Annotated in this window: 16 protein-coding genes; 2 read left to right on the top strand and 14 right to left on the bottom strand. The window is 38.9% G+C overall.

Annotated elements, in window-relative coordinates; all coding sequences use genetic code 11:
* Positions 1-55: 55 nt before the first annotated feature.
* Complete coding sequence (locus AC5YDM_RS04970; protein ID WP_496151243.1) at positions 56-1,039, top strand: lipase family alpha/beta hydrolase; 984 nt, start codon at positions 56-58, stop codon at positions 1,037-1,039.
* Positions 1,040-1,349: 310 nt separating this feature from the next.
* Positions 1,350-2,333, top strand: a complete 984-nt coding sequence (locus AC5YDM_RS04965; protein ID WP_496151012.1) for a lipase family alpha/beta hydrolase — start codon at positions 1,350-1,352, stop codon at positions 2,331-2,333.
* A gap of 70 nt (positions 2,334-2,403) precedes the next feature.
* Here AC5YDM_RS04965 and rplS read toward each other — a convergent pair whose 3' ends face one another.
* From rplS to AC5YDM_RS04895, 14 genes are all read right to left on the bottom strand, one after another.
* Positions 2,404-2,781 carry a 50S ribosomal protein L19 gene (gene rplS / locus AC5YDM_RS04960; protein ID WP_496151011.1) on the bottom strand — a complete coding sequence of 126 codons (378 nt, stop codon included), beginning with the start codon at positions 2,779-2,781 and terminating at the stop codon, positions 2,404-2,406.
* 141 nt (positions 2,782-2,922) lie between these two features.
* Complete coding sequence (trmD, locus tag AC5YDM_RS04955) at positions 2,923-3,663, bottom strand: tRNA (guanosine(37)-N1)-methyltransferase TrmD (RefSeq protein ID WP_496151010.1); 741 nt, start codon at positions 3,661-3,663, stop codon at positions 2,923-2,925.
* A 42-nt stretch (positions 3,664-3,705) separates the two neighbouring features.
* Positions 3,706-4,254: a ribosome maturation factor RimM gene (gene rimM / locus AC5YDM_RS04950; protein WP_496151009.1), complete on the bottom strand. Its 549-nt coding sequence runs from the start codon at positions 4,252-4,254 to the stop codon at positions 3,706-3,708.
* Between the two features lie 23 nt (positions 4,255-4,277).
* Positions 4,278-4,535: a 30S ribosomal protein S16 gene (rpsP, locus tag AC5YDM_RS04945; protein WP_496151008.1), complete on the bottom strand. Its 258-nt coding sequence runs from the start codon at positions 4,533-4,535 to the stop codon at positions 4,278-4,280.
* Positions 4,536-4,678: 143 nt separating this feature from the next.
* Positions 4,679-5,137 carry a type IV pilin protein gene (locus AC5YDM_RS04940; RefSeq protein ID WP_496151007.1) on the bottom strand — a complete coding sequence of 153 codons (459 nt, stop codon included), beginning with the start codon at positions 5,135-5,137 and terminating at the stop codon, positions 4,679-4,681.
* Positions 5,131-5,574: a type IV pilin protein gene (locus tag AC5YDM_RS04935; RefSeq protein WP_496151006.1), complete on the bottom strand. Its 444-nt coding sequence runs from the start codon at positions 5,572-5,574 to the stop codon at positions 5,131-5,133. Before AC5YDM_RS04935 ends, AC5YDM_RS04940 begins: the two co-directional genes overlap by 7 nt.
* A gap of 7 nt (positions 5,575-5,581) precedes the next feature.
* A complete protein-coding gene (locus tag AC5YDM_RS04930) occupies positions 5,582-9,421 on the bottom strand; it encodes a pilus assembly protein PilY (protein ID WP_496151005.1) in 3,840 nt (1,279 codons plus the stop codon).
* A gap of 15 nt (positions 9,422-9,436) precedes the next feature.
* A complete protein-coding gene (locus AC5YDM_RS04925) occupies positions 9,437-10,201 on the bottom strand; it encodes a pilus assembly PilX family protein (protein WP_496151004.1) in 765 nt (254 codons plus the stop codon).
* Positions 10,198-11,166, bottom strand: coding sequence for a PilW family protein (locus tag AC5YDM_RS04920; protein WP_496151003.1), 969 nt, complete (start codon positions 11,164-11,166; stop codon positions 10,198-10,200). Before AC5YDM_RS04920 ends, AC5YDM_RS04925 begins: the two co-directional genes overlap by 4 nt.
* Positions 11,167-11,685 carry a type IV pilus modification protein PilV gene (gene pilV / locus AC5YDM_RS04915; RefSeq protein ID WP_496151002.1) on the bottom strand — a complete coding sequence of 173 codons (519 nt, stop codon included), beginning with the start codon at positions 11,683-11,685 and terminating at the stop codon, positions 11,167-11,169. It lies immediately after the preceding gene.
* On the bottom strand, positions 11,682-12,128 hold the full coding sequence (locus AC5YDM_RS04910; RefSeq protein ID WP_496151001.1) for a pilus assembly FimT family protein: 447 nt from the start codon (positions 12,126-12,128) through the stop codon (positions 11,682-11,684). The genes pilV and AC5YDM_RS04910 overlap by 4 nt, the downstream gene beginning before the upstream one ends.
* Positions 12,129-12,418: 290 nt before the next feature.
* Complete coding sequence (locus AC5YDM_RS04905) at positions 12,419-12,922, bottom strand: type IV pilin protein (RefSeq protein WP_496151000.1); 504 nt, start codon at positions 12,920-12,922, stop codon at positions 12,419-12,421.
* Positions 12,903-13,361, bottom strand: coding sequence for a type IV pilin protein (locus AC5YDM_RS04900; protein WP_496150999.1), 459 nt, complete (start codon positions 13,359-13,361; stop codon positions 12,903-12,905). The genes AC5YDM_RS04905 and AC5YDM_RS04900 overlap by 20 nt, the downstream gene beginning before the upstream one ends.
* A gap of 13 nt (positions 13,362-13,374) precedes the next feature.
* Positions 13,375-17,277: a pilus assembly protein gene (locus AC5YDM_RS04895; protein ID WP_496150998.1), complete on the bottom strand. Its 3,903-nt coding sequence runs from the start codon at positions 17,275-17,277 to the stop codon at positions 13,375-13,377.
* Positions 17,278-17,308: the final 31 nt, after the last annotated feature.

Raw genomic sequence — 17,308 nt, 5'->3', positions numbered from 1 at the left:
TATGAAGTTACTTTGACCAATCGGATGGTTTAAGTTTTTTATAAAGGATAAAACAATCAAAAAAACACTACTCTTTCTCGGTCTGATGACTACATTCACTTCGATTCAACCATCAGCACATGCCACTCAAGCACAGCAAATTCAGTCCAATTATATTCAATCAACTTATGCCAAAACCAAATACCCAATTGTCTTTGCACATGGAATGTTTGGTTTTACACGCATTGGATTAGATGCCATAGGTATTGATTACTGGTATCAAATTTTGCCTGATCTTACTCGAAATGGTGCCAACACTTGGGCAGCACGCATGTCACCACTTAATTCGAGTGAAGTTCGTGGTGAACAATATATTCAACAACTTGAGGAGGTCATGGCAATCTCAGGTGCTCAAAAACTTAATTTAATTGGGCATAGTCATGGGGCCAATGCGGTTCGTTATGCGGCTGGTGTAATGCCTGAACACGTTGCATCTGTTATAACAGTTGCAGGTGCTAACAGAGGAACCATTGCTGCAACCGATGTCTTAAAAGTTGCTGCAAAAACGGGAACCTCTGAGTTATTAAACATTTTAATTAGTGCATTCGGCGGTGTGATTGTTTGGGCTCAAGGACTTGACCCTAAAACCTACCCTCACAATGCCTTTGCTGCAGGAGAATCAACATCTATTGAAGGCACCGCAATATTTAACCAAAAATTTCCGATTGGGATACCTAGTACCGCATGTGGTGATGGAGCACACTCAGAAAATGGCATACAACTATACTCCATGACTGGTAATACCTCATTTACCAATGTTTTAGACCCATTAGATTACGTAATGTCAGCCTTAGATAAAATCTCAGTATATAAGAGTGGTAAAAATGATGGCATCGTATCAGTTTGTTCATCTAAATTTGGCAAAACCATTCGAGATAATTACCACTGGAATCATGTAGATGAAATTAATCAGACACTTGGTATAAGAGGAATATTTTCTCAAGATCCTGTTTCAGTATATAGACAACATGCGAACCGTTTAAAGTTAGCAGGACTCTAAGTCCTAATATAAAAGTAAAACTTTAAGATAAATACACCTTAAGAATTTATTTTAAGGTGTATTTTTTAATTATCCATCATTCTAACTTAACCCCATAAAAGTAATTTTATCTTTATTCCTCTAAAAATAGTAGAAACTTAAATTAGGTGACCTTATGGTTAAAATATCTCATATTTAAGATAATCGGTATATTAATTAACCTTAATGGCCTGTTTTCGTCTAATAGTTGTAGTTTTTATACACGAATTACGTATACTAAAATTCGGTGAAGGAATACATCACAAAAACAAAATAAAAAAGAGGAACGATAATGAAAATAAAAGCACTGGTGTGTGGCTTAATTACGACCTTAACGATGACCATAACGCATTCATCTTTAGATCAAAATTATCCACAAATACGCCATTTAGCTCAAAATATTACGGCTAAACCCAACTCCAACTATGCAAAAACACAATATCCCATTGTATTCGCACATGGTTTATTTGGTTTTGGCAGTGTGGTCGGAATCGATTATTTCTACCAGATTCTGCCTGATTTAGCGCGCAATGGTGCCAATGTATGGCAAACACGTGTATCTACCATGCATTCAAGTGAAATGCGCGGTGAGCAAGCACTCATGCAAGTCGAGGAAATTCTCGCAATCACAGGTAAAGATAAAGTCAACTTAATTGGACATAGTCATGGTGGACAAACTGTTCGCTATGTCGCAGGCGTCATGCCAAATCACATTGCTTCCGTTACAACGATTGCTTCAGGAAATAAAGGTGCAAAAATTGCAGATGTTTTAGAAGGTGTTCTCATTGGTGGAATTTTAGAAGCACCGGCACGCGCCATCTTTGACAGTCTAGTATCCCCAGTCATTACCTATGCTTCTGGGCTCGATTCAAAAGTATTTCCTTATGATGCTAAAAGTGCCTTACAAGCTTTAGGAACCAAAAAGTCTCTTGAGTTTAATCAAAGATTCCCAAATGGTGTACCAACAACCAGTTGTGGTGAAGGTGCATCACAAGTCAAAGGTACGTATTATTATTCATTTATGGGCAATTCACCTTTTAATACGTTTCTCGATCCAATGGACTATGGGATGCTTGCATCAGGGCTGATTGCAGGTGATGGTGATGGTATAGCAGGAAGATGCTCTTCTCGATTTGGTAAAGTGATTCGAGACACTCATAAATGGAACCATATGGATGAAGTAAATCACCTTCTTGGACTCCGAGGTATATTTTCAGCAAATCCAGTTCAAGTCTACCGTGAACATGCAAACCGATTAAAAAATCAAGGTTTATAATTTTTAATCAAAAAAATGCGCCAAATGGCGCATTTTTTAACTCGTGATAAAACTTAACTTTAGCCTAAACTTAAGAAGCTTTAACTTTACGAGCTGGTAATTTTTCGCGGATACGCGCAGCTTTACCAGACAATTCACGTAGGTAGTAAAGTTTCGCACGGCGAACAGCACCACGACGTTTAACTTCTACTTTAGCAACGATTGGAGAATGTGTTTGGAAAACACGTTCAACACCAACACCGCTAGAAATTTTACGTACTGTAAACGCAGAGTTTAAACCACGATTTTTAATCGCAATTACAACACCTTCAAAAGCCTGAAGACGTTCACGCTCGCCTTCTTTTACTTTTACAGAAACGATAACAGTGTCACCTGGTGCAAACGCAGGTAGATCTGTTCTTAATTGTGCATTTTCAACTGCTTGAACTAAAGGATGCTTACCGCTCATGGGGTATCTCCGATATTGCGGCTCAGAAGAGGTCTGATGTCCGCGGGGTATAGAGGCTAAAGCGCATGTTACCCATTTAACTTTCTCTTTACGCTTGACCACTTCAATGCATAAAAAGCCGATTTAAAGAACATTTAAAAATTAAATATTCGAATCCTTAAGCCATTTTTTTTGCTGCTTAGTCAGTTCAACTTGTTCCACCAACTCTGGGCGGCGCTCAAGTGTACGCTGATAGCGTTGCAAAAACCGCCATTTTTCAATATTTGCATGATGACCTGATTTTAATACTTCAGGCACATTCAAACCTTCAAAATGATCTGGCTTTGTGTATTGTGGGCAATCTAAAAGACCATCCACAAATGAGTCTTGTACGTGTGATTGCTCATCAGACATTGCATTCGGAAGCCTCCGAATAATACTGTCTAATAAAACCATCGCAGGGAGTTCACCGCCAGATAAAACATAATCCCCAATTGACCATTCCTGATCAACATATTGTTGGATTAAGCGTTCATCGACACCTTCATAACGTCCACACAGTACAATCAATCCATCATATTCGACAAATTCTTTGACTGCAGATTCATTTAAGGTCTTTCCTTGTGGAGACATATACACCACAGGAACGTTCACTGCACCCGCTTGCGTTGCAAGCTCTTTGGCATGTTTGATTGCTTGAGACAAAGGCTCCGCCATCATGACCATACCTGGACCACCACCAAATGGACGTTCATCCACTCTTTTGTAGTTGCCCTCAGCATAATCGCGAGGATTAATACAATGAACTTGTATCAAATCACGTTTTGCTGCACGCCCGCTAATACCATAGGCTGTAATCGCTTCAAACATTTCAGGAAAAAGCGTAATCACTGCAAAAAACATCGCAGATTCCTCTATTTTCCAAATGCATTAATCCTTAAAGGATTAGTAATCTACGCCCCAATTAACGTAAATACGACCAGCTTCAAGATCAACACGCTGTACCACATCTTTATGCCATGGAATCATACGCTCTTCAGCATCAACGCTATCTGGTGTTGCGTGAACCACCATGACATCGTTAGCACCTGTTTCGAACATTTCATGGATTTTACCGAGATTTACTTCTTGTTCAGCGTCATCAAGACCTAATACGATTAAGCCTTTCAAATCTGACCAGTAAAACTCATCCATGCCTGCTTTCGGAAGTTGCGTTTTCGAAATCCAAACATCAGTGCCAACCAAGCCATCAGCTGCAGTGCGATCACTCACACCTTTCAGCGAAACAACCAAGCCTTTACCATGCGGTTTCCAACGTTTTACATCTACACTTTGCCAACCTTCTTTAGTCTCAATGTACCAAGGAAGATAATCAAAGATGTTGCTCATAGGTTCTGTATTGGAATAGATCCAGAGCCACCCATTTAATCCATATGCTGAACGTAACTGTCCAATCTGAATACGATCTTCGGGAACATTCTGTGTTGGTGTCATGGGCTACCTACTACTTAATAAAATTATGCAGCAGCTACAGCTTTTTTAGCTTGAGCAGCTAAAGAAGCAACACGGTCAGAAGGTTGAGCACCTTGTGCAACCCAATGAGCAAAACGTTCAGCATCTAAGCGAACTTTTTCTGCTTTACCTTGAGCTGTAGGGTTGAAGAAACCAATACGTTCGATGAAACGACCGTCACGTGCATTACGGCTATCAGTCACAATGATTTGATAGAACGGACGTTTTTTAGCACCACCGCGTGCAAGACGAATAACAACCATGATAGAACCTTATAGTTTTTACGGATTATCGGTGTATCGACCATCGATACATTTCAAACCCCTTTCATAGAGGGCAGTATTTTACTTTAAATTCTAAAAAAGGGGAAGATTAAATATGCGTTATCCACAGTTTAGAATTTAAATTATTTCCCTGTCCAATTTGAGTTCGCACTGAGACTACAAGCTGTCACACCCTTAGACCAAAACTTTTGTTGGCGATGGTTTAGACAGATCACACCATCATGCTCCATTTGCTGTCCTGCAATCGGAGTAGCAACAAGCGTCCATGATGTAGGAGTAACATTTGTTAAATCAAGTGTGTACAACTGCTGTCCTTGATTAGGCATATTTCCAGAATGTTGTAATTGTGCCAAATCCACTGGAACTTCTTCATCATCCACGATTGGAACAAAAGAAAAATTTGCAATTTTAAACCGCTGTAAACGTTGTGCAACATCCAACATTTCAGCTTGGGCTTCGGTACGCTTCGTCTTAAGTACTGATTCTTGATAAGACGGATATGCGATCGCAGCAACAATTGCAATCAATGCAACTACAATCATTAATTCAATTAATGTGAATCCGCGTAAATATTTCACCATGTTATTTGACCTTCTCCACAGGTGATCTCATCTACGTCAATATTTTTCAAAGTTTTGTTTTTACAACGAACGCCAGCATGAGACATTAAAAAACTATAATTATAACTATCCTGACTCTCTGCTATCAGTACCCAAGACTGACCTGTTCCAGCTGCTAAACGAAGATTGTATTGAATCGCAGTACCTGTCGCACCACGCGGCGCAACAGATAGTTCAGCAGGAATTTGATAATTCAGATAATTAAAATTACGTGATTTATGTTTATTTAACTCAACTGAAATTTGCAACAATTGATCCTGAGCCTGACTTGCATTTGCACGGCGCACATATTCTTGATACGAAGGGATAGCAACTGCAGCCAAAATTGAAATAATGACCACGACAATCATCATTTCAATAAGTGTAAAGCCTGAATGAAATGGAAATTGATTTTTCATACTTCCATTACTCACTTTGTCGACCCAGTTTTTCATACCAACGCTGAGGAATTAAACACATCTCAGTCGCCTCACCATTACCAAAACTACCCGTCACAGTGAGTGCAATACGACCACTGGTACTGATACAGTAGTTTTTAGCACTCGTATCACCTTCTGCTGGGGGTGGAGGACACGACTCATCCTTACATTCGGTATCTTTTTTATCATCGTCATCTCCACCGTCCCCACCGCCTTTCTTACCACCAACAGTCACAGTATGGATACCCACTCCTAATACACTTCGCGCATGATCAAGTTTTTCAGCGCACTGGCCAAAAGGTAGACAAAAGGCTGTAATCATACTTTCTCCTTTCACCCCTGCACCACAGTCTCCCGAAATACCAGGCTTACTTGAATCAAAAGTAGATACATAAAGCTTGTAGTTCATCGCTAAAGGTTTACCAAAAACTTTTTCACTTTGTTTTTTGTAATCGCTACAATTTGATCGTGTACCATCAACACCAACCGTGCAATTCTGGAAGCGATAATACCAACCATCTTTTTCCTTATAGCTTGCAACTAAATCTTTATTTTCAAAACGATTAGCATCAGTAATCTCACCTAAATTAACTTTCGTTAAGTTCGCTGTATTACGGGTGGTCGACGTGAATAAATTTCGGCGTGCTACATCTTTGTCATAGATATTATAAATCGCGTCATAATCATTGTTAGGCTGAGTTGTCGTATAGTCTTGAAGTGGAGCACTTCGGTTACCACTTCCAATAGAAACTAATGCAAATGTTTCACCATCTTGGTTATAGAGAGAGAAACTTGGCATCTCATAAAAACGCGGGCTAGTTGAACGATCTGAAGTCACATTGCTTGAATCAAAGAGACGAATTGGATTCTTTACAATCGCGCCCAACTGAGTTTGTTTATTATCAAAATCTACTCGGAATAATTGACCCGCTAAATCACCAAAATAAATATGATCAACAAGATCATCCCCATCACGATCTACTGTGCGGACTTCACTCACCACACTATATTTTAAATTTGTATGTTTGGTTGCGATCACACCGGATTTTGTATCTACAGGTGAACTCTTCGTGACATTGTCACTTGTCCACCAAAGCAAATCACCATTGTCTGCATCAAACATATAGACGCCAGCGCCTTTCTTATTGATCTGATTGTAATTTGATTTTTCATAGCCTGCGTAAAGACCTTTTACACCATTGGTACGTGCATCTCCATCGTCACCCCCTGCATCATATCCACCACCAACAAACATGACACGTTTGCGCTCTCCACCCCAATTAATCCATGTAATTGATGGCTTCGACCAACTTTGCCCCATATGTTGCAGTTCACTAAAAGTTTTCGATGAGTTCTCGCTATACACTTTTTGAGATGCAGGATCGATATGAAATTTGAGTTCAGGTTGATCAATATTACTCAAATCCAAGGCATAATAACTGCGCCCCCCCATACGTAAACCGCCATAGGCAATCTGCATACCGTATTGGTTGTCACTTCGCCCCTTACCTACTACCAGATTAGCATCATCATCAACAACATATTGGGTATAAAGAGACCATGCACCATCAATTCCGTAGAATAGTTTTTGCATTCCACCTGTTGTAGCATTGGATAAACGGAAAGCATCTTTTTGGTTTTCAACCATTTCATTAGGTACAAAAGCAAACTTTTCGGTGCCAGTGTTAGCATCGACAACATGAAGCAATCCTTGAGTGCTTCCAAATAAAATGTAATCTTCTCTACCCTTAGATTCCATCACTTTGGATGTTGAATTGTATTCCAGTCTACCTTTATTAGTAACCAACACTGGCTCAGAATGCATTACTGCACCCATCTGTCTGAGTGCAGGTTGTGCAATCAAATTTTCTACAGTCGTTGGAGGATTAACTACATCAATGTTGTAGCCTAAAAGAGAAACCAAATACCCACGATTTGGGTCTAATTTGTAAGTTGAATCAGCTAAATCGGCAATATGAACTTGGCGTAACTCACCTGAAGCTCCAAAATTCGTTGTGTCCGATGCTGAGACTTTGCGATTGGTAAAGAGTAATCTCTCCTCTATGTTATCAGCTTTAGCACCTAAGATCATTTGCGACCAAGCACCGCCTTTCGCGGAAAACTTACGACTTCCTAAAGTGTTTTCATCTGCATTTTCAACATCAGTATTAATTGACTTTGCCCAAAAATCATAAACTGCTGAAGTGATATTTCCTGTATTTTCATCTAAAGTTGGTTCTCGTAGACTACCATCTGTATTAAAAACACGGCTACCATTTCTACCAACCAAATTCCCGCCATCTGATACCTGATACTTTTTTAGGTTTCCTAACCATAGTTGGTAATTGGTATTTGGTGTTGGCTGAAATGTTTGATAATAAGCGTCATTCTGTAGCTCCGCAGGATTTAAGGCGTCGCGCGGAACAGTTGGAGAGCCCGTCGTCACTGATGGAATGTCTTTTGATAAAGTACTGATAAAATCATTAACACTATCAACTACATCTTGCGAACTATTCCCTGAATACCAACCTCCTTCTCCAATTACACCCCAATAGGCTGCTTCCTGAACATCCGTTAAGTTTGTTTTTTTAGTTCCATCAGTATTTAAAAATGGCGCTAAATTTTCCGCTTGTGATTTTGTTGGATCATAAGATGCAACATTATTAAAGCTATTTCCAAATCCAACTACAGCAGTTTTAAATTTTAAACCTTGTGGATTACCACTAGGAGTGATTAATCGACTATTAAGTGCCCCCAAACATCCCCAAGTGCTACCATTACAAGTAAAATCCTGCCCATTCGCACCTAAAGCACTTTGCATAAGAGGCAAAGAACCACTATCTTCCGTAGGTTCACCATCTGTTAATACATAAACACCTTGACCACTACATTGTTTAATATCACTGTCTTGGCTCAGAGATGCTGGTGATACATATAAATCCTTAGTGGTATTTTTTGTATCGTCCCATGAATACTGAAATCCACTATTTGAATTAGTCGCTTCTATTATACCTGTGTAGCTATAGCACCTCTCTTCATACTCATCAATGTTACTTACACTGAAATCACAATTTGTCATTTGAATATGATTACCATTAGGTATTGAATCACTGCTCGCAACCCACTCCCCTGAACTACAATCAGAGTATGCACTATTCCAACTTATACATTTTTGTATGGCCGTATGAGTGGTTGTTATCCAATTGGGATTTTTTTTTGAGCCGCCATTCACCGAATTATCATATTTATAGGAACGGTAATAGGGCATATTCGTTACATTAATTTTACGTGTTGCAGTGGTCGTCCCCATTAAATAGGCAATTGTTTCTGCATAAGAACGTGCTGTTGGCGTGTTAGTGTAAAACACCATATTTTTAATCGTGTTGATTAACAGTTGACGTTGAGTGGTATTACCAACCTCAGCATCCAAACGACGTGCAGGAATTCTAACTGCGCCAGTGTTTCTAAAATTGCTATTACTCTGTGTATTATTAACTAAGTAGCCAAGCGTCGATAACCCAATAATTTTATCATCATCAATACGAGCAATTCCTTTTGCTGTATTTCCTTGCAACAAATCAGTCATTGCTGTTTTAAGTCTATCAGTACGCGTACCTGTAACTCCCGTGTCGTTATTATTCATACTGTTTGAGATATCTAATAAGAACATCAACGTCACATCACCGGACTTTGCATCTTGATAAATATCAATATCGCTGGCTTGACTGACACTGGTTGCTACTAGTGTTGTAGTGCATGCTGTAATACTCGCAACCAAAACTTTGTAACGACATGAAGCTAAAAAATTAAGCGTTTGTTTTTTCATTTCATTTCCCCACATCTATACAAAGTCTTGAACAATCACATACTCAGTCGCATGTGAAGTAAAAGGTACATTCAAATCTGTTAAACATTCTGTCACCGACCTACGGCTTTCAGCATCAACAGCTACAGTTGTTCCTTCTGGAATCACCACATCACTCATATGATTCCTAAAACAATCATTGATATCGTCAGGATCTACACTTGAAAGTGTTGGCATTACGGATACAGCAAATACTTTCACAGGCTTACTACGGTCAAACTTTACAATTTGTTCATCCGTACCAAATTGGGCACCAAAAAAAGGATCATTTTCAGAAATACTTGAAAATTTAACCGCAACCTGCGTCATGACAACACGGCGACCACTGGTGAAAAAGTTTGTATCTTGATCTTCTGCATCACAATAACCTGTTGTTCCAAATTCATTATTTGTTGGTGCAGAGGCACCTTCTTTCCAATAAATAATACTTGCACGGCTAATATCAAAGAATTGACTTTCAGCACCGCGATAACAAAAGACGAGTTCTTTCTCTTTATCATTGACGCCACTGATATATCCGAACATTCCACTCGCACTGAGAGATTGGATAATGTTGTCTTCTCTTTCAACATTAAAAAATGCAGCATCAGAGTTTTGTGTCAATAACTGATGTGCTTGACTATTGGTCGCAATATTCAAACTTACAACACTTTGCCTTACAGCTAATGTTCCTAAAACTGTAATCGTCAACAATAAGAATAGAACGACAATTAAAGTTGCACCATTTTGATTGCGCATCATTGCCCACGCTCCCCAAATGTATTTCTTAATGCAATTGTTTGAGTGACCACTTGACGTACGTACTTAGGAGCATTTTCATCAGGTTCTGTAATTTGTAATGCTTGATCAAGTACTTGGAAAACTTGTTCATCTGAGAATGTATTATCACGTCCTACTGACTGTAGAGAGCGCATCAAAATGCCTAATTGGACTGATAAAATTCGCGGTCTAGGTAAATCTAATTGAAGATAAGTATTTGCATCAACATAACGATGATTAGAGCCATTCTGAATACTATACAAGACCCTAAAATGATCTACGCGTTTGAGAACAATTTGGGGATCTTCACCAAAATTGGTTATTGAAGTTGGATCACCCTCTAGCGCGTAATATCCTGCATCACAGTAAAGAGCCAGAGGCTGATTAGGTTCTGTATTACCTATATTTTCATCAAGAGCCAAAAAGTAACGTTGCACAACCATTTGACGACCTTGGTCTCGGGTGAATTCAAGCGCATTACCTTCGCAGTCAAAACCGCCATACCATCGATCATCAGCAGTCGTTGCTGTTTTTTTATCATCCCAAATGTACTGTGGTAAAAACTGGATCGTTAGTTGATCACTCCCATCACTATGAGCATTAGACGTATTTTGTACTTCACTGCGTGAAAGAAGATTTTCATCCACAATCATTGGCAAATTTGAATTATTAAATCCGACCTTATCTGATGATGTAAAAACCATACCCCCATAAGCAGTTATGTCATTAATTCCAGATTGAACTGTATTCAAGTTACTTAGTCGCACATCTTTTAAAATAAAGTTGAGCCCGAAGTTTGCATCATCTTGCAAACCCGATTGCCCTGTTTGTAATGCTTGGCTTTTTAAACCTGTTAAAAAAAGCATGGTCGCAGAAGCTGCAATAATTAATCCAAGCGCCATTGCAATGAGCAACTCGACCAATGTGAAGCCTACCTGTTTTTTCATTTAGTAAACCTCCATGATCAAACAAGTAGAATTCGGCGCATAAGATGTGCCAGATGTACAATCCCCTTCTTCAGGCGATGCCTCCGATGCAGCTGCCGTGGCAGCTGTATCGCCCCAAGCGACATAAATACAATGACGTCCATCTGCATTTCCTTGGCAATCAAGAACATTCACCGTCATTCCTGTAGTTCTGGCTTTCCGTGCAATTTGTGCTACATCGAAATCAGCCAATTGATGACTCTGGCAATCAGATTCAAAACAATCTACTGATGAATTGATTTGATTATTTGCTGTATTCAACTGGTCGATATATACATTTTCAGCACCACGATTAACCCGCATTCTCTCAGCTAAATCACGTGCTAAATTAATTGCTTGAATCCGGGCACTACTTTCAGCAGTCGCTTCCACAGCACGGTACTGAAGTGCAATAAACCCCATCACTCCGATAGACAAAATGAGCAAGGCAACCAAAACCTCCATGAGACCAACCCCAAGTTGACGATGCTGTGCTCTCATCTGCATGTCCCTTCGGTAACTTGTTGGATATTGCCCATTCTTGAAATATTAATGATTTGGGATTTACCTTTCGACTGACTGCACAACGTTATAATGGTATCGCCCGTTGCATTATTAATACCGCCATTTAATCCATAGTGAATAGCTGTTGAACTCTCTTCTAAATAAACTGAACCCTGCGGCATCCAATGCATTTTAATATCTGTATTAATAAGTTGCGCTTTTTCTTCTTTTTCTTTTAATTCAACTTCAATACTTCGACGCTCTAATACGGATTTAGAGCGTGCTTGATTTAAAACACCAATTAATTCATTGGTACTTTTTTTTAAATTCTGATGAGTAATCATATTACTAAAAGATGGAGCAGAAATAGTCGCTACAATTGCTAGAACAGCAATCGTGACCATGAGTTCAACCAATGTAAATCCAGATTTAAAGCGCACAAGTTTCCCCCGAACCTTTAGGCGGGGTTACAATACCATTCAAGTGATTTCATGTTCAATTAATATATAGATAGAGCACATTAATAATCAGATGAATGATATTTTAAATAAAAAAAATTAAGATTAAAATCACACTTATTTATAAATTAATTATTTAATTAACATTAAATACCAATTGAATTAATCAGGAATGCTATTGATTAAAATGAATATATTTGACTACTTTTTAAACTACACTTTATTTGTCAAATAAAAAACGGATATTTAATATCCGTTTTTTTGCCTTCTGACTACCATGTCTCAACACAATCATCTGGAGGGGTTATTTTATTTTCACTATCTTTCGAACTTGTGACTTTGGCATTATCATTATCTTTATACCAACACTTAATTCCATTTGACTGAATAGATATTGCACCATCACCCTTTTGCCCACTGGTCAATAATGGTCTTACAACCAATAACCATGATTGAGGATCTGCTCCAGCTACACTAAAAGCTACACCGTTACCATCCGTAAGGGCAATACTATAATTAGCTTTACCCTGAGTTGGAAATTCGCCCCCGCCATATTTAGAAAGATCTACGCCCTTATAACTATTATTTGCTAATTTAAAACTCTCTATATTCTGTGCTAGCTGCATTAAATGTGTCTGAACTTCAACGCGTTTTGTTCGTTTCACATAATTTGTATAACTTGGATATGCAATTGCCGAAATAATTGCAACAACAGCAACCACTATCATTAGTTCAATTAAAGTAAAACCTTCCGACCTACCAACTTTCCTTACCATCACTATCCGCTCCGCAATCTAAATAAGTTACTTTTGAAGCCAACTTGTTGCGACACTTAACTCCCTGACTATTCATTAAATAAGTATAATTTTTAGTATTCACAGGTACTGCTTTCATGACCCAACCCGCTCCTTCTGAAGCTAAGCTCGTCGTTACAATTTGATTATCATCATTTAATGACGCGGTTCCCACTATCGAAATATTATATTTTACAGGAGAACCAACCGTTTCTGTCGCAGGACTATAATTTCTATAACTAAAGTTACGTGACTTATAGGTTTCTAAATTTTGAGCAATCTGTAACATCCTTGCCTCTGCACTTTTTGCATTATTTCTAAGGACATACTCCTGATAACTAGGCAAAGCAATCGCAGCAAGTACAGCTATTATGACCACAACAATCATAAGTTCTATAAGAGTAAAGCCATTTTTATTCATTACGACCTCTTTCTTATTTAGCATACCAATTCATAGGTTTCGTCTGAGAAATACACGCCCATTCACCTGTGCCACTAATATTCCCCCCCAACTGTAGCGAACCACAATTTGCCTCATTGCTTCCTTCTTTATCGACCAACGCATTTCCCAATATCCCCTTACCTAGAGTTTGAGCCAACTGCTCTCCAGCTAAACGATCACTCTCTCTTGCCGGTCTCCAACCTGTATTACTTTGGGCAAATTGATTGATCGTTCCATCTGCATTCAAACAAACTCCAAATGGCAAACAGTAATATTGGTTAAAAGACTCCCCTATTACTCGTACTTTGCACGGATCCTGTTCTCCTAAGCTACTACTTTCAGGATCATATGTAGAAATCACTAATGTGTTTTTAATAGCAACTGGTGGCTCAAATGCTTTTATTCCACCAGACTTTCTAAAAGTTCCGCTTCTCTCAACACCCTCTGCATTGCTTGATAATGATCGATACCAACCATAATGCACCAATTCCGCATTAGCCGGGGCATATGGAGAAAATTTAGATCGCATGACTGCCACGCCTGATTTTGCATCGATTTGAGGGTCTTTTAGCATCTGTTTCATCGTGATGTTATTTAAGGATAAAGCCACACCACCATTCGTATTAATATCCGCTTTCATCACATCTTCATCAATAATGCCATATACATTATTGGTTGGACGATCAGTCAATGCGGCAGCTAATCCTTCAGGTCTTTCGCGACCAATCGGCGCAACATCTAAAGGAGAACTACGATCTCCTGATGCGACCCCAACCAACAGGAACTTCTTATTGAACTCGCGATGCATGGTTAAAGTAGGTGCTTCATAAAAACGTGGATGATCTCCATTCGTAATATCACGACCTTCTACGTCAGTCGCTAAATTCGCCAATCGCACTGCACGAACACCAAAACTCTGTGAATTAGCGGTATTATTAGTATTATTTAAATCAACTCTAAAAACCTGACCACCTAAATCACCAAAATAAAGGTGATCAATCAAGTTATCTCCATCTGTATCGACTGTTGATATATCACTCACAATACTATGCACCATGTTCTCATTATTTAAGTCTGCATTCGTATTACTAACCCAAAGTAAACGCTCACCTGTTTCGGCATCGATAATGTATACTGCATTTCCTTTGGCATGCGTCTTATTAGAACAATCCGCTATAAACTCTGCACTTTTATACACATCTGAAGCATAGTCCGTATTTAACTTAAAGCGAGGGTCCTCATAGCAAAGATCATAGCCACCTCCAACGATCATGACTCGTTTGAACTTGCCATCCACTTTCATATTCGCCAATACAGGTTTCGACCACGATTGTCCCATGGAACTATATTCAGCCTGAGATGGATTGATTCTAAACTTAAACTTAGGTGAGGTTGGGTTACTAATATCTAAACCATAATAACTATTCCCCCCCATACGTAATCCGCCGTAGATATAGACTTTTTCAGCCTTCACCTTAGTAATTGGCTTATTTTCGCTATCAATTGTTTCTTCAAAGTTATAAACAGGATCGACTACCCAACTCGCATCAGTACCATGTGCAGCACCATTCTCATGAGTTGACGTTTTTCTCAATGCTAATGATTGCCAAGAGTCCTCCAAAATATCTGATGGAATAAATGCAAACTGCTCAATACCTTGATCAGCGGTTACCAGCCTAAGTGCACCATCCATCGTTCCAAATAAGACTGATTGATTACGATCGGACTGTAATTCGCCATTGGCATCCAAAGTCCCTGAATAAGTGACTTGAACAGGCATAGAGTGGGAGATACCACCAAAACTATTCCACTCAGTTTCTAAAAGAGTCTGTGCTAATTGCTCTGCATTCGGTACAGCAGCATCATTAATTTCAACGTTATAACCTAAGAAATTGAGCAGTTTTCGTTTTAATTCATTTGAAAACTTCGAGATCACAGCATTATCAACAAATTGATTAGCGATATAAACCAGTGTTCTATCATCACTTTTTATAGATGCAGGAATTTTTAAGAGTGAAGCATCCTTTGACAAATCAGAACTTAAGACACCATCTTTCACTGTATAGTTGGTATAAAGATTTCTAATATTAGTAGGGTTGGCAATCACTGGCATGCTGATATTGGCATAAGCTCCACCTTTATACACATCACCAGCTTCACCATCTGATTTACCCCAAATATCTCTAACGGATAAATTAAACTCGCCTCTGATATTGAAAATATTCGTTCCATTTTCATCAGTTGTAGTCTTCAGGACACCATCTACCACATGATACCTTTTAAGATTCCCAGCCCAAAGTACATCCTTACTACCAGGGTTCGGTTTGAAGGTCCGTACATATCCAAAAGGCTGGACACCCGTAGGATTTAGATCATCTACAGGGACTGACCACGCACCTGTAGTGAGAGGTTCAATTGTCCCTTTATCTAGGTTATCAATCACCCTTAATACGCTAGTTGTTACTTCTTCTGTCGTTTTAGCCTGGAAAAAGCCTCCATTACCGAAGCCAGTGTTACTATTTCTAAAAATTGTTTCGGCATTCGTAACTTCTTCTTGATCTGTTTTGACTGACCAATAAGAACATGAATCCCCAACTAAACTCGATCCTAATCGACATGCATTACGTGTCCCAACGGATGATGAAGTGTTTATATCCCCTGCAAAATCTTTACCAAAACCTACAAATGCAGTTTGGATAGGACGTTGCTTAGGATGAGTACCACCGTATAATTTTCTAGCGAAGGCTCCCATACACTTCCAGCCTCCTCCGCTATTTGTTAACCCATCAGCTAGATCACAAGAAAAGGAGGTATCATTTAAAGATTTTGCCATGATCGCTGCAGACTGGATATTATCTGTATAGTTAGGCTGCCCATCTGATAAAATATAAATACCCTGTCCATCGCACGTAGCATTTTGTGATGGTAACGGACTCATATAATTAGTTGTAGTTTTTGTAGATGTTTCCGAGTTATTAAATCCACTTATATTTGAAAAATTTTCAGTTTTTTCAATACCAGCCTCATTATCATTTCTATAAATATTAATTGTCCAAATACCATTGACTCTAGAATCAATTTTAGTATACCCAGTTAAATTAGGGGTGCGATATTCCCCCCCATACCAACTACTTATACATTCTCCATCTACAATTTGATCACATTTTTGGACATAATGAGTACCGCCTGGTTCACTCCAAAACTCCAAACCACTTTTATAGACATAGGTCTTTGACGGATCTAATGTATTTGTACCTAACAAATACGCTGCAGCCTCAGCATATGCATGTGCCGTTGGTGTAGAATAACCGGCAGTAATATTAGCAATTTCTTGTTTGAGTAATTTTCTGTGCTCAGAATTTACAGTCCCCAGCCTTCGTGCAGGAACCTTAATAAGGCCCGAAATATGGTCATTATTGGAGTAATAGCCCAATCCTATGTAGACATCTTCAAGTTTGGAATCTGTACTACTCAACATTGCAAACATCCCATCTTTGAGACGACTTAAACGGTCATAACGCAATGCACCTGTCCCTGGGGCAGTACAATAATTTCTCGTATACGTTATCTCAGGAAATATTCTGTCCCCTTCAATATCTTGTTCAAATTTAGTTTTACCATCTGCTCCAGTTGCACTACATAAAGCATAGTTCCCTGTTCCATCAGTATTTCTAAATTCATCATAATCTTCAACAATCGAGTTATTAGCATAATCATCTGCAATCATCCCCATACTGCCCGATCGGTCAAGCATCATGATCAAGGTTTTTTGGCCTGCCGTACCTGGGCCAGCATAGATTTGTAAATCAGAAGCACTTAATGGAGATACGACCGTAAATAGAGCTCCACCCAAAACATATAATCTTATGACTTGACTTAAATGTGCAATTTTCATATTTCCCCCACGTCTTATAGACGAGCTCTAT

This window comes from Acinetobacter sp. CY81 (genome assembly GCF_059515925.1).
This window is presented reverse-complemented; position numbering and strand designations above follow the sequence as displayed.